This window comes from Fibrobacter sp. UWB10 (genome assembly GCF_900182935.1).
GTDB classification, from domain to species: Bacteria; Fibrobacterota; Fibrobacteria; order Fibrobacterales; family Fibrobacteraceae; genus Fibrobacter; species Fibrobacter succinogenes_O.
Genome location: NZ_FXUE01000009.1, coordinates 1 through 13,025, shown reverse-complemented (window position 1 = coordinate 13,025; position 13,025 = coordinate 1). Strand labels below are relative to the sequence as shown.

General features: G+C 53.4%; 13 protein-coding genes and 1 tRNA gene. 4 read left to right on the top strand and 10 right to left on the bottom strand.

All coding sequences use genetic code 11. The features are described from left to right. The 3 genes from QOL41_RS14140 to putP all read left to right on the top strand — a co-directional run. The coding region (locus tag QOL41_RS14140; protein WP_283430279.1) for a fibrobacter succinogenes major paralogous domain-containing protein at positions 1–428 on the top strand (428 nt) is incomplete at its 5' end. A 61-nt stretch (positions 429–489) separates the two neighbouring features. Continuing rightward, on the top strand, positions 490–585 hold the full coding sequence (locus QOL41_RS14135) for an LEPR-XLL domain-containing protein (RefSeq protein ID WP_283430278.1): 96 nt from the start codon (positions 490–492) through the stop codon (positions 583–585). Between the two features lie 233 nt (positions 586–818). Then, entirely contained in the window at positions 819–2,360 is a 1,542-nt protein-coding gene (gene putP, locus QOL41_RS14130; RefSeq protein WP_283430277.1) for a sodium/proline symporter PutP, read from the top strand. A 249-nt stretch (positions 2,361–2,609) separates the two neighbouring features. Here putP and QOL41_RS14125 read toward each other — a convergent pair whose 3' ends face one another. From QOL41_RS14125 to QOL41_RS14100, 6 genes are all read right to left on the bottom strand, one after another. Further along, complete coding sequence (locus tag QOL41_RS14125) at positions 2,610–3,917, bottom strand: hypothetical protein (RefSeq protein ID WP_283430276.1); 1,308 nt, start codon at positions 3,915–3,917, stop codon at positions 2,610–2,612. A 142-nt stretch (positions 3,918–4,059) separates the two neighbouring features. Continuing rightward, positions 4,060–5,061 carry a type I glyceraldehyde-3-phosphate dehydrogenase gene (gene gap / locus QOL41_RS14120; RefSeq protein WP_072978481.1) on the bottom strand — a complete coding sequence of 334 codons (1,002 nt, stop codon included), beginning with the start codon at positions 5,059–5,061 and terminating at the stop codon, positions 4,060–4,062. Positions 5,062–5,233: 172 nt separating this feature from the next. Next, on the bottom strand, positions 5,234–6,562 hold the full coding sequence (locus QOL41_RS14115) for a TldD/PmbA family protein (RefSeq protein WP_283430275.1): 1,329 nt from the start codon (positions 6,560–6,562) through the stop codon (positions 5,234–5,236). Then, positions 6,562–6,798: a helix-turn-helix transcriptional regulator gene (locus QOL41_RS14110; RefSeq protein WP_072799217.1), complete on the bottom strand. Its 237-nt coding sequence runs from the start codon at positions 6,796–6,798 to the stop codon at positions 6,562–6,564. Before QOL41_RS14110 ends, QOL41_RS14115 begins: the two co-directional genes overlap by 1 nt. A 9-nt stretch (positions 6,799–6,807) precedes the next feature. Continuing rightward, a complete protein-coding gene (locus tag QOL41_RS14105) occupies positions 6,808–8,415 on the bottom strand; it encodes an alginate O-acetyltransferase AlgX-related protein (RefSeq protein WP_283430274.1) in 1,608 nt (535 codons plus the stop codon). 50 nt (positions 8,416–8,465) lie between these two features. Then, positions 8,466–8,538: transfer RNA gene (locus tag QOL41_RS14100), tRNA-Arg, on the bottom strand. 44 nt (positions 8,539–8,582) lie between these two features. On the opposite strand from QOL41_RS14100, the gene metG reads away from it, so the two are divergent. After that, the gene (gene metG / locus QOL41_RS14095) at positions 8,583–10,652 is read left to right on the top strand and encodes a methionine--tRNA ligase (RefSeq protein WP_283430273.1); all 2,070 of its coding nucleotides are present in this window, start codon (positions 8,583–8,585) and stop codon (positions 10,650–10,652) included. 173 nt (positions 10,653–10,825) lie between these two features. Here the strand turns inward: metG and QOL41_RS14090 are convergent, their stop codons facing one another. The 4 genes from QOL41_RS14090 to QOL41_RS14075 all read right to left on the bottom strand — a co-directional run. After that, the gene (locus tag QOL41_RS14090) at positions 10,826–11,281 is read right to left on the bottom strand and encodes an ATP synthase subunit C-like protein (protein WP_072799628.1); all 456 of its coding nucleotides are present in this window, start codon (positions 11,279–11,281) and stop codon (positions 10,826–10,828) included. An 18-nt stretch (positions 11,282–11,299) separates the two neighbouring features. After that, a complete protein-coding gene (locus QOL41_RS14085) occupies positions 11,300–11,755 on the bottom strand; it encodes an ATP synthase subunit C-like protein (RefSeq protein WP_083532182.1) in 456 nt (151 codons plus the stop codon). A 39-nt stretch (positions 11,756–11,794) separates the two neighbouring features. Continuing rightward, entirely contained in the window at positions 11,795–12,508 is a 714-nt protein-coding gene (locus QOL41_RS14080) for a V-type ATP synthase subunit I (protein ID WP_283430272.1), read from the bottom strand. 334 nt (positions 12,509–12,842) lie between these two features. Further along, positions 12,843–13,025, bottom strand: a 183-nt coding sequence (locus QOL41_RS14075) for a hypothetical protein (RefSeq protein ID WP_283430271.1), incomplete at its 5' end; no start/stop codon positions are given.

Here is a 13,025-nt window from a genome sequence, read left to right as displayed (position 1 = left end):
CAGAAGCGATGCAGCTGCCTAGTGAGTGTAACACAAAAAGCTGTGCTGATTTGATTAAGCCTAATCATCAAGGAATTTGCCCGAACGGTTGGCGACTGCTGACATACGACGATTATTACATCGTGGTTCATGCTGATGAGAATGTTGCCCCCCTTGTGGAAGGGGTTCGCGCCAGGGCATTCGGTGGGCATAACTATAGTGGATACAGTTTGATTGGAACTGGAATCAGAGCAACGAAAAATGGCGGGACATTTTTACAGATAAATGAATTTACGGAATGGTATTATCCTTCAGAATGGCTTTATGAAGGAGATTATTACCCAAGAACCGGCTCGACAAGTAATACAACAAAATCTTTTAATACGGAAAATACCGGTAATAAAAACAAAACAGATGGTTTCTCCATTCGTTGTGTAAAGCTGGATTAATCTAAATCAAACCTTTTAACAAATAAATTGGGCTGTTTCAAACAGCCCGTTGGGAGTTATTATGTCCAAGAAGAACATTAAGAATAACAAGAAAAAGTCTACCCGCAAGAACTTCAAGGTTGAAGCTCTCGAACCGCGTCTGATGATGGACGCCTAAAGAAAGCGACGGCGAATGACTGGCCGCTAAGCGGACAGTAAAGGCCGAAGGCCGTAATTTGTCCGCGTGCGGAGCAGGCTGAGCCGGAGCGTTTTTGAAGCCGGGGCGTTACGGGCGCGGCGATTGAGCGCCCGTTCGAGGGGGTGCTGGAAGACCCGGCACGGGGCTGCAAGCAGGGGGAGCCCTCCCCCCTTTTTTTCTATCTTTAAAAGCATACATAAAGGAGACGACAAATGGTCTTAACCGTTTTCATTTTATACCTGTTGATGATGCTTGGCATCGGCTTTTACTTCTCCAAGAAGGCGAACAGCCTGAATGCCTACTACCTGGGCAACCGCGGCATGAACAAGTGGGTCGTGGCCATGTCCGCACAGGCCTCCGACATGAGCGGCTGGCTTTTGATGGGCCTCCCGGGCGCTATCTTCGTGAGCGGTTTTTCCGAAGCGTGGATCGGTATCGGTCTCGTGATCGGCACCTACTTCAACTGGAAAATCGTGGGCCGCAGGCTCCGCAAGTACAGCCATTTCTGCGGAGACTCCATCACGCTCCCCGACTTCTTTGCGAACCGTTTCCGCGACAACAAGGGAATCATCCGCGTTATCGCCTCCATCTTCATTCTCGCGTTCTTCCTGTTCTACACGGTTTCGGGCTTTGTCGCAAGCGCCAAACTCTTCGGCACCATCTTCGGCATGGACTACACCACCGGCCTTATCATCGGTGCGGTCGTCGTGGTGAGCTACACCTTCATGGGCGGTTTCTTTGCCGTATGCTGGACTGACTTTATCCAGGCGACCATGATGCTCATCGCCGTCATCGCGATTCCCTCGATTATCATGACCGGCTCGGGCGGTTTTGCTGCGACCATGGATGCCGTGAACGCACAGAACCCCTACCTGTTGAGCCTGTTCACCAACGCCACCACCGGCAAGTCCATCGGGCTTATCGCCTTGATTTCTAGCCTCGCGTGGGGCCTCGGCTATTTTGGCATGCCGCACATTCTGGTGCGCTTCATGAGCATCAAGAACGCCGAAGACATCAAGTTCTCCCGCCGCGTCGCCATGACCTGGGTCACCATCTGCCTCGGTGCCGCCATCATGATTGCCATTCTTGGCCGCTACTACGTGGAAGCGAACGGCATTACCGTCGCCGACCCGGAACGCATCTTCATGGTTCTCTGCCAGACGCTCTGCCACCCGGCTGTCGCCGCCATCCTCATGGCCGCCATTCTCGCCGCTATCATGAGCACCGCCGACTCCCAGCTGCTGGTTTCGGCTTCGGCCTTCAGTAACGACCTCTACAAGCACCTGTTCCGCAAGAATGCGAGCAACAAGGAAGTCATGTGGGTAAGCCGCGGCGTCGTGGTGCTCATTACGGTTATCGCGGTCATCGTCGCCATGCAGGGGGCGCCCAGCGCCAACGGCGCTGCACAGGGCAAGAGCTTCCTGGATGTGGTGATGAGCCTCGTGAGCTTTGCCTGGGGCGGATTTGGCGCCACCTTCGGCCCGATTATGCTCCTTGCCCTGTTCTGGAAGCGCACCACGCTTCCGGGCGCCATCGCGGGCATGCTCGTGGGCGGCATCACCACCTTCGTATGGAAGTTCTACCTCTCCGGATTCTCCGCCGAAATCTTCCAGATTTACGAACTCGTGCCCGGCTTTGTGCTTAGCTTCGCCACCATCGTTGTCGTAAGCCTCCTGACCAAAGCCCCCAGCAAAGAAATCATCGAAGAATTTGAACAAGTAGATAAAACAAGATTAAGTGATATGAAGTTATAAATTCAGGACGACAAATGCGTAAGGCGAGAGTCGCAGCCATGCTTGCATGGATATGACCGAGCCTAGCATTTGGTACTTGAGCGCAGCGAAAGTACAATTTGACCAGGTGGAAAACACGCGCCTTTCCGATATGAAGCTGTAATCAACATGTCATCCTGAGCGAAGTCGAAGGATCTCAAATGAAAAAGGCCCGCAATGCGGGCCTTCATTTTATTTCCAGGGATTCACCCAAAATCACTTGTCGTATTCTTAGTCGTCGTATTCCGGCGCATCGAACGAGGTCGGAATGTGCGGCGTATCCGGATCATTATGGATGAACGAGAATCCGCTAATCTTGCCCGTTTCACGGTCAACCGGTCCGGTCTGCAATTGCCCATACATGCTAGTCGTACGGTCCGAAGTCAGGAACATATTATTGTTTATCACCATGTAGTAGCCGTAAATTTCCCAAATGCCCGACTTGAGTTCGACTAGCTTAGTACCTTCGAATGCTTCCAGCTTGGAGGTCCCGTCAGCCTTTAAAGTAAACGTCCAATTTAAACCATCCTTAGTTGCGACCCATTCGCCGACAAAATCTTCGGCCTTCTCGTATTCGTACTCGATTTCAGCAACCGTGCAGTTCACGCTTTCGCCATTGTACGCTGTAATCGTATTGTCGGTGCCCACAGAATAAGTGAACATCGTACGCGAAGACCCCACATAGTGTAACGGGCGCATCAACAGCGTACTGCGCTGGACATCATAGCGACCAGCATGCCATTTCACCACTTTGTCATTAACCGAGGTCTCATAGATATAAGAACCATCAAAGAACCTAAAGATCTTCGTAGAATCTCCATCGGCGCATTCGTAGATTTTATTCTTAATCGAATCAGCCTTGGAAACCTTGCCCTTCGGAATAGTGACGCTGGCCTTTACCGCTTCGCTATAATCCGAGCCATCCACAGAGTACAAGACTGTACTGTCTTTATCGACCACGAACGAAATTTTGAAACCTGCATTCACCTTTTCTACAATCTTCTTGGCGGCATCGGTTTCGCTATACTGCAAGCCGGTATTGTCCTTTTCAAAACTCACCACGCCATTGGCAAAATCCGTATAAGTAACCGCCCACAATTCGTCCGGAATGCGGAGCGCGACAACGCCCTTCTTGCTGCCGGTCGACAGGTAAACCGTCTGGTCGAACAGCTTGAGTTCCACGTTCTTCTCTAAATCAGCGAGTTTTGCTGCGCGAGTTCCCTCAGGAATTACTATAGAGGAAGACGATACTTCAGAAGACGAGGATTCCGGTACTTCACTAGACGAGGACTTTGAATCATCTTTAGTCGAAGACGAGGACTTGTCTGAAGACTTTTCGGAAGATGAAGACTTGCCGCCCTTCTTGGACGAAGAAGACTTTGCATCGCCCTTTTCAGAAGAAGAAGAATCATCGCTTTCTTCCACAGAAGAAGAGGATTCATCAGAAGGGTCCGCAGACGTAGAGGAAGAGGAATCGTCGCCGCACGCCGCAAACAAGAATGCCGACGAAATCAAAAGAGCCAGGAATTTATTTTTCATACTTCAAAATATAGTTTATCCAAAACATGATTTCAATAAAAAAAGAACCCCGCCGGGGTTACCGACAGGGGTCTTTGAAAGGTTTCTAGCGGAGGTGCGGGAATCTTAGTTGCGCCCACACCACGAACGCTAATCAGAAATCTTACTTGGCGATCACGCGGGCCATTTCGCAAACCTTGTTGCTGTAGCCCCATTCGTTATCGTACCAGGACACAACCTTAACGAAGGTCGGGTCGAGCTGGATGCCAGCCTTGGCGTCGAAGATGGAGGTCTTCGGGCAGTTGCGGAAGTCGGTAGAAACAACGGCTTCGTCGGTGTAACCGAGGATGCCCTTGAGTTCGCCTTCAGAAGCTTCCTTCATGGCAGCGCAGATTTCTTCGTAAGTGCAAGCCTTCTTGAGTTCGACAGTCAGGTCAACAACGGACACGTCAGAAGTCGGCACGCGCATAGACATACCGGTGAGCTTGCCGTTGAGCTGCGGGAGAACCTTACCCACGGCCTTAGCAGCACCCGTAGAAGACGGGATGATGTTTTCGAGAATGCCACGGCCACCGCGCCAGTCCTTCTTGGACGGGCCGTCAACGGTCTTCTGAGTAGCAGTTGCAGCGTGAACGGTGGTCATGAGGCCACGGACGATGCCGAACTTTTCATCGAGAACCTTGGAGATCGGGGCAAGGCAGTTGGTGGTGCAGGAAGCGTTGGAGATGATCTTCTGGCCAGCGTAGGTCTTGTCGTTCACGCCGTACACGAACATCGGAGTAGCGTCCTTAGACGGAGCAGACATGATGACCTTCTTGGCACCAGCCTTGAGGTGAGCAGAAGCGAGTTCTTCGGTCAGGAAGAAGCCAGTGGATTCCACAACGACGTCAACATCGAGGGCACCCCAAGTGATAGCGGACGGATCCTTTTCGGCGAAGATCTGAATCTTGTTGCCATCGACGATGAGGAAGTTGCCTTCCACCTTGATGTCGTGGTTGAAAGCGCCGTGGACGGAGTCATACTTCAGCATGTAAGCGAGGTAGTCAGCGTCGAGAAGGTCGTTGATACCGACAACAGTAATGTCCTTGGAGAAGTTTTCCACAGCAGCGCGGAAGACCATACGGCCGATACGACCGAAACCATTGATACCGAGTTTGAGAGCCATTATTGGATCCTTTTGTTTATTGTTGAAATTGCTACCCACCGGTAAGGGTGGTGCGAACTTGGGCTCAAAGATACAAAATTCCGATGTGTTTGTGTAGTATCTCGCCAAAAAAAGGGGGTAAATTGCCGACGAAGGCACCCCAAACCGCCATCGGCGGTCACCGCCCCCTATATTAACAGCTTACCGCAAGTTCGCTAATGGCAAGTGCCGGGACCTTGATTCCGACAAACGGATTGTAATATTCGTTGCCGATTCCGACCACATTCTGGATAATGTCGAAATAGTTGCCCGACAAGGTCACGCCATCCACAGGGTGCTGAATCACACCATTTTCGCACCAGAAACCGTGGGCACCGATACTGAGTTCGCCACTCACGGAGCTACAGCCGGAACCGCCTTCAAGGCGTACCACCAAGAGGCACTTGGGGAAAAGCTTCAGAAGATCCGCAGACGAGTACTCCCCTGCCGGAACGAACATGTTCCAGAACGCGGTAGACATCTTGGAGCCAAAATCGCGGGCACCGTTACCCGTTGAGGCTCGTCCTGCTTTCGCAGCCGTTTCCAGATTATAGAGAGCTTCGTTAAAGACGCCGTCCTTGATGACATCGACGCGGCGAGTCAAACAGCCTTCGGAATCAAAGTACATCTTGTGGCAGAAGTTTTCGCCAAGCGGGTCACTCCAGAGAGAAAGCTTTTCGGAGGCAATTTTCTGGCCTTCTTTACCAGCCAAGCGCGAAGTACCCTTCTGCATGGATTCAGCGATGAACGGTGAGGCGTACATGCTCATGAATCGGCCCGAAATACGTTCCGAGAATATGACAGGAATCTTGCCGCCTTCGATTTTCTTGGCGCCGAAAAGTTCAGTTGCGTAGTTTGCAGCCCTGTCAGCGATTTCAGCAACGGTGAATTTACTCCAATCGCGCTCACTTTTGACAAAGTTGCCGAGCTTGCTGATACCATCGCGTACAGCGACAGCGCCTGCGCCCACCGACACGGAGTTGCCCTTATCGGTGTAGAAAAGGCCCTTGTGGTTTGCGACAATCGAAAAGTCACGATTCAGGTCGGCACCCAAATACGGAATATTCTTGATGTCAGCAGATCGTGCAAACGTTTCTTTTTCAAGTTCGATGCAAAAATCCTTAAGTTCAGCAAGCGTGAGCGATTCCAGCGCCGGATTGTAGTTGGGATAGCCTTCCGGAATCTTTGCCGGAGCGGGCAATTCAAAGTCCACCTTCTCGGTCCACTGTGTATGACAAATGGCATCCTTGATGGTCTGCGCAATCGCTTCCTTAGTCAAGCGTTCCGTGTGCGCATAGCCCGGACGGCCATCCTTAATCACGCGAATGCCAAGCCCTACGGAATCCGAAATTTCGGTATTCTGCACCTGGCCCTGAAAAACAGACAAGCCCTCGGAATGGGAATTCGAGGCAATTACATCAAACTGTTCCGCCTCGCCCTTCGCGAGGTCGCACATACAAGAAACGGCGTCGGTAATATTCATTACACATTCCTCTTGGCTTTGCTGGCGAGCATGCGCCAGTAGGCAGCGGGGCTACCCGTCACAGATTCAAGCGCTTCGGCAAGTTCGCGGGTAATTTCAACCGTTCCCGCAATCAAGCCCTCGAGAGTTTCCATCGGGACCCCGATACGGCGGGCAAATTCCGCCTTATCCATCTTGAGCCATTCAATGCCTTCTAAAATCGCCTGCCCCGGAGTGGGTGTTCCATGCCTTGCCATAGTCAATTCCTAAAATTCAATCGTTTTCCAGCCTTCGGCGCCAAAGCGCAGGTCACGTTCTACAAATTCCCAAATCAGGAGTTTCTTGCCTTTGAGCACGCCCGCCTTACGGGCAAGCTTTTCACGCACCAAAGTAGAAGCACCGCCATCGCTCACAATCGAGGATACCGGTCGGCTGATATTCCTTGCAAAATGGGCAATCCAGCCCGCATTCACAGGCGCATCGGTCTGGTAAATACGGCTGAAGCTATCGCCCAGAATCAAAATTTTCGACTTGCGGAAGTCATCCTTGAACGGCGTCTTAGCCGTATCAATTTCAAGTGCCACGGAATCGTGCACATGCAAAAGTCTAGAAGCCAAAATGCGTTCGTCCATCGCCTGCTGGTACACCACGTGCCCAGTCACCTGCTGTACCTTGAACACATCAAACTTATTGAGGCCACTCATTTCTCCAATATCGCCCATGCGGTCTGCCGAGCTATCGACCGGCACATAGCGCAGCGCCTCGGAGCCCAAATCAATCACACCTGCCGCACTCAATTGCAGTACCGACCCCGCGATTACCGCGGCCGCAAGTTCAGCCCCACGCGGCGTCCAGTGCGTATCGTCATCCAAATACAGCGGGCCAAATCGTTCATCATATTTTTTCGCAGCCATGAGCGGCGTGTACAAATCAACCGTATTCAACCCGAGCGCGGCCAGCGAATCAAGAATCATCTTGCCATGCGAGTTTACCTTGCCAGAATCAAGCGGAAGCCTAGACAAGCGTTCCGGATAAATGCTCGGTTTGCCAGGCACCACCACCACCAAGAGTTCCACGCCCTTAGCCTTGAGCTGGTCACGGAATTTGAGAATAGCCTGCACCGGATTGTCAAGCTTTGCACTGCGCACATCCAGCGGCGACGGCTGCACCAAGAATTCTACATCTTGGCGGTAGAAAAGCCAACGGCCCGGACGCTTAGCACAATTATTTTTCTCTGGATCACAGTCGGAGCCCAATACAACCTTTTCACCAGGTTCATTAAAGAGTTTCCAAACAGCAAGCTGGTACTGCGGTCTAAACTTGAGCACAAGCGCATTTTCGTCTTCGACCTTGTTTTCAAACGCACGCAGATAGCGGCTCGTCCATACGCCGTAATGCTTAATGCCACAAAGAGCACGCCAAACGGAGAAATGCCCAAATTCAGCCACCACCGCCTTCAGCGTGGAATCCACCGTTTTAAATGTTTCCGGTTCATCTTCAAGAGCAGCCACCAAAGTATCAGCCAACTTCAGCAACTTGTAGTCCGCCTCTGCCGTATCCAGTTCGGCATAGCTATTCATCGAAAGCGCAACCGCTTCCAAGTCCGAAAGAGCACTGACCACGCCTTCCAGCGACTCGCCCACCTCGGCCCCACCGGCAATCGATTCACGCGCTGCAAACCAAGCATCATTCAACTTGGCAGCCGATTCAGCCATCTTAGATTCGCGCTTAAACGGCGTATAAACGACATCTTTGAAAATATCTAAGCTAACAAAACGCTTTTCACCGCGCAAATCCGCCACCGTCTGCACTGTAAACGGCAGCAATAACAAGACCGTAAAAAAGACAATAAAGGCTATATAGAGTTTCTTCACATGCGAAAAATAACAAAAAAAAAGGCTGGCAGCCGAAGCTACCAGCGAAATACCCGGATCGCGATTCGAACGCGAGTCTGATCCTTAGGAGGGACCCGTTCTATCCAACTGAACTATCCAGGCAAATTCGGTGGCAAATATAACAAAAAATTTCTATCTTTGGAGCCATGAAAAATTTTTACGTTACTACCCCGATTTATTACGTGAATGACGCCCCGCATATTGGGCATTCCTACACCACGGTCTTGGCCGACATTCTCACCCGTTTCCACAAGATTCTGGGCTACCAGACCTTCTTCTTGACCGGTACCGACGAACATGGTCAGAAGGTGCAGCGCGCCGCCGACAAGCGTGGCGTGACTCCGCAGGAACACGTGGACGAATACTACCACCGTTTCGAAGACCTGTGGAAGAAGATGGGTATCGGTAACGACTTCTTTATCCGCACCACCATGCCCGAACACAAGGCTTTTGTGCAGGAATGCCTGCAGAAGCTCTGGGACAAGGGTGAAATTTACTCGAAGGAATACGAAGGCTGGTACTCTGTTGGCGAAGAACGCTTCTTTAGCGAAGACGAACTCGATGAAAACAAGTGCGACCCCATCAGCCACCGCCCGGTGGAATGGCTCAAGGAAAAGAACTACTTCTTCAAGATGGGTTCTTACCAGCAGAAGCTCATTGACTTCTTGGAAAGCCACAAGGACTGGATTGTGCCGGACTACCGCTGGAACGAAATCCGCGGATTCCTGCGCCAGCCGCTGAACGACCTCTGCATCAGCCGCCCGAAGGCCCGCCTTAGCTGGGGAATTCCGCTGCCGTTCGACACCGATTACGTGACCTACGTTTGGTTCGACGCTTTGCTCAACTACGTGAGCGCCTCCACCGCCTTCCACAAGACTTACGCCGACGGCACGCCGATTTGGCCCGCTACCTACCACCTGATCGGTAAGGATATTTTGACCACCCACAGCGTGTACTGGCCGACCATGCTCATGGCTCTCGACATTCCGCTTCCGCAGCACATCTTGGCCCACGGCTGGTGGCTCGTGAACGGCGGCGAAAAGATGAGTAAGTCCGCTGGCAACGTGGTGAACCCGATGGACTACATGGAAAAGTACGGCATCGATGCATTCCGCTACTTCCTCGCCCGCGAAATGGTCGTCGGTCAGGACGCCAACTTCACTCACGAAGCTTTCGTGCGCCGCATCAACAGCGACCTCGCCAACGACCTCGGTAACGTACTGAACCGCGTGCACCGCCTGGTCATCACGAACTTCGAAGGCAAGCTCCCCGCAGCAACCACCATCGGCGACGCCGAAAATGAAGTCATCAATCTTGCTAACAAGGTGATTGCCGAAATCAAGGAAGGCCTGCCGCAGGCACGCCTCTCCCAATCTATCGAAACTATCATGCAGCTCGTGCGTAGCATCAACCGCTACCTTGAAGTCAAGGCCCCGTGGAAGCTCGCGAAGGACCCCGCCCTCAAAGACGAGCTCGCAACGGTTCTTTACGTATCTGCAGAAGCCGTGCGTCTCTCGCTCTGCTTGCTGTGGCCGGTAATCCCCGCCAAGGCAGAAGAAGGCCTCGCCATGATCGGTTCCAAGTTCCAGAGTGCCGACGACCTCGCTTGGGGAATCCTCAAGGGTGGCGAAGCATTCGGCGAAGGCAAGCCGCTCTTCCCGCGTATCGAAGAAGAAGTCAAGAAGCAGGAACCGCAGCAGAAGCCCAAGCAGAACAAGCCGCTGATGGCCGCCGACGTGCCCGCCGCTATGGACATGCGCGTCGCCCAGATTAAGGAAGTGGCCGACCATCCGGATGCCACGAGCCTCTACGTGCTCAAGGTGGACGCTGGCGAAGGCGAACTCCGCACCATCTGCAGCGGCCTTAAGAGCAGCTACAAGGCTGAAGAACTCCAGGACCGCAAGATTCTCTTGTTCGCAAACCTGAAGCCGAGCGCTCTCCGCGGTATCATGAGCCAGGGCATGCTCTTTGCTGGCGACCTCGACGCCGAAGCACACACCTGCCGCCTCGTCTCCGTACCTGAAGACGCCAAGCCCGGTGACCGCGCCCTGTTCAAGGGCGTCGCTCCCAGCGAACCTCGCGAACTCAAGGTGAAGGACTTCGAGAAGATTGCGCTCTCCGTAAAGGGTGGCGCCGTGTTCTGCGACGCCCTCGCTCTCGAAGTGAACGGCAAGCCCGTGACCTGCGACGTGGCCGACGGCAACGGCGTGCATTAATCAAAAAAGCAAATTTAAAACAGGCACCCCGCTCAAAGCGAGGTGCCGTTTTCATTTCTAGAGATAAAACTAAGCAATCTCCGTGAACAACAAACGCCTCGTATTTACGAGGCGTGGTTGTGAGAGCGAGGCTCTATCACATTCTTGTTAATGCGATAGAGCCGAGCGGTCTCTTAAGACACGAGCATCATGGAGAACACCATGACGAACAGTGCGACGGTTTCGCCGACGCCCAGGACCATCAGGTAGTTCACCAGGCCCTTGCCGGTTTCGCCGAGGGCGTTGCAGGCGTCCGCAGCGGACTTGCCCACGTACCAGGCAGAGGCCATCATGCCGATGCCACCGAAGATGCCCACACCCAGGTATGCAGCCCAGTTGGCCGGAGCCGCCTGAGACTTGTTCAGGATGTACATCATCAGCAACATGCCGTAGATTGTCTGCGCAATCGGCGCGCCCACGAAGATGAGCAGCGTAAACAGCGCGTTCTTACCCTTGAGATACGCCTTCTTCCAGGCCCCGATGGCCGCCATGCCGGCAGTCCCGCAGCCCAGCGCAGAACCCACCGCGGCAAGGCCCAGGGCCGCCACCGCACCGAGTTTCGCGAGCGTTAAAAGTTGAGCTTGATCCATACGTGTTACCTCGCTGGATTAGAGCACCATCATGGAGAACACGAGAACGAACAGAGCCACGGTTTCCACAATACCGAGCACCATCAGGTAGTTCACCATGCCCTTGCCGGTTTCGCCGAGAGCATCGCAAGCCACGGCCGCGGACTTGCCCTGGTACCAGGCAGAAGCCATCATGCCGAGACCGCCGAAGATACCGGCGCCGAGGCAGCCGCCCCAGTTGGTAAAGCCGGATTCAGCAGCCTTGCTCAGGATGAAGTTCATCAAAAGCATGCCGTAAATCGTCTGGGAAATCGGGGCACCCACAAACACCAGCAAGGTGAAAAGGGCCGACTTGCCCTGGGCATAAGCCTTCTTCCACATGGTGATGGCGGACATACCAGCCGTTCCGCAACCAAGGGCGGAGCCCATTGCCGCAATGCCGAGAGCGGCAGCAGCACCCATTTTAGCGAGAGTAACCATTGTATTCGGTTCCATTGTTTTTTCCTCATTAAGTAGCGGGAATTATCCCTTGGTTTAATTTTTCTGCTTGGCGAAGGGCGCGAACGCGAATCCGCTCCATTCCTGGCCAAGTCCATTTGAAAATTCAAGTGTATTCAGACGTACCGCGTGGACCGCGACGCCCATGACCGCAAGCGCGATGTTCAGGCCATGCACGAAGAGCAGCAGGAAGGCTGCACCAGCGATACCGACAGCGGAGCCGAACAGCGGCGAAAGCATGTCGTTGAACGCCTCGGCAATGGCCGCACCAGACATGCCCACAGCAAACAGACGGATGTAACTGATCACGTCGGTAAAGCTGTTCACCACGTCGAGCACGAGCATCGGGATGCTGATGAAGTCCTGTTTGAGGCGCTTCGGCGGAACGGTAAAGAGCACCAGAAGCACCGCTTCCACGATGAACATCGGGATGACGAACTTCGGCATGTCGATACCGAGCACCATCTGGCACGCAAGGAAGAACATCACCCAGCAGCCGATAAGCCAGCCCACCTGCGCCATGAACGTGGAGTCCTTGCGCTTGATGCGCACGCAGACGTTCCACACGTGAGCGATACTCAGGTGGACCACGGCGATGCAGAAGCAGAACAGCTGGATATGCTGCATCTGGGAGGCACCCGCCGCCTTCGGCACGAAGCTATCGGGCAACAGCGTAATCGACTGGGCGAAGGCCTTGTAGGCTTCGAACTTCGCAGGGTCAGTCGGGGCACTAGTGCGGATCCAGAGCATCGCGTTCTTCAGCGGTTCAGGCAACCAGCCGTAGTTGGTGATGTCCAGGTAATACGTCTTCTTTATTTGGGCGTTCCCCACACTGTCGTGTGGGTCGGGCTATATTCTGGGGGCAATCGGCTTCGCTTACGCTTGCCGCTCACCTCCCAGAACCAAGCCCCGCTGCGCGGGTCTTGTCCCCAAGGGGTCACTATCCCTAACGCTGCGGGGGTTCCCCCCGCTCCCCCTCGCAACACAGGGCACGGCCTACTCGGCCACGCCCTGTAAAACAAAAAACTCCTGCCTGATTTTTTATCAGGCAGGAGCAATGTTATTCAAGTTATGTCGTTTACAGCTATGCGGCATTTTCCTCTTCCTTCGTTTCGGTGGGGAAATCTACCACGGTCGTCTCGGGAGACTCGGTCGTATTCTTCCCTTTTCCCTTGCGAAGTTTCAGGTGCACCTTCTTCTGGTCGATGTGGCTGTTCACGGCGTTGATGAACTGGATGCAGCCTTCGTCCTTGTCGAGGGTGGCCTT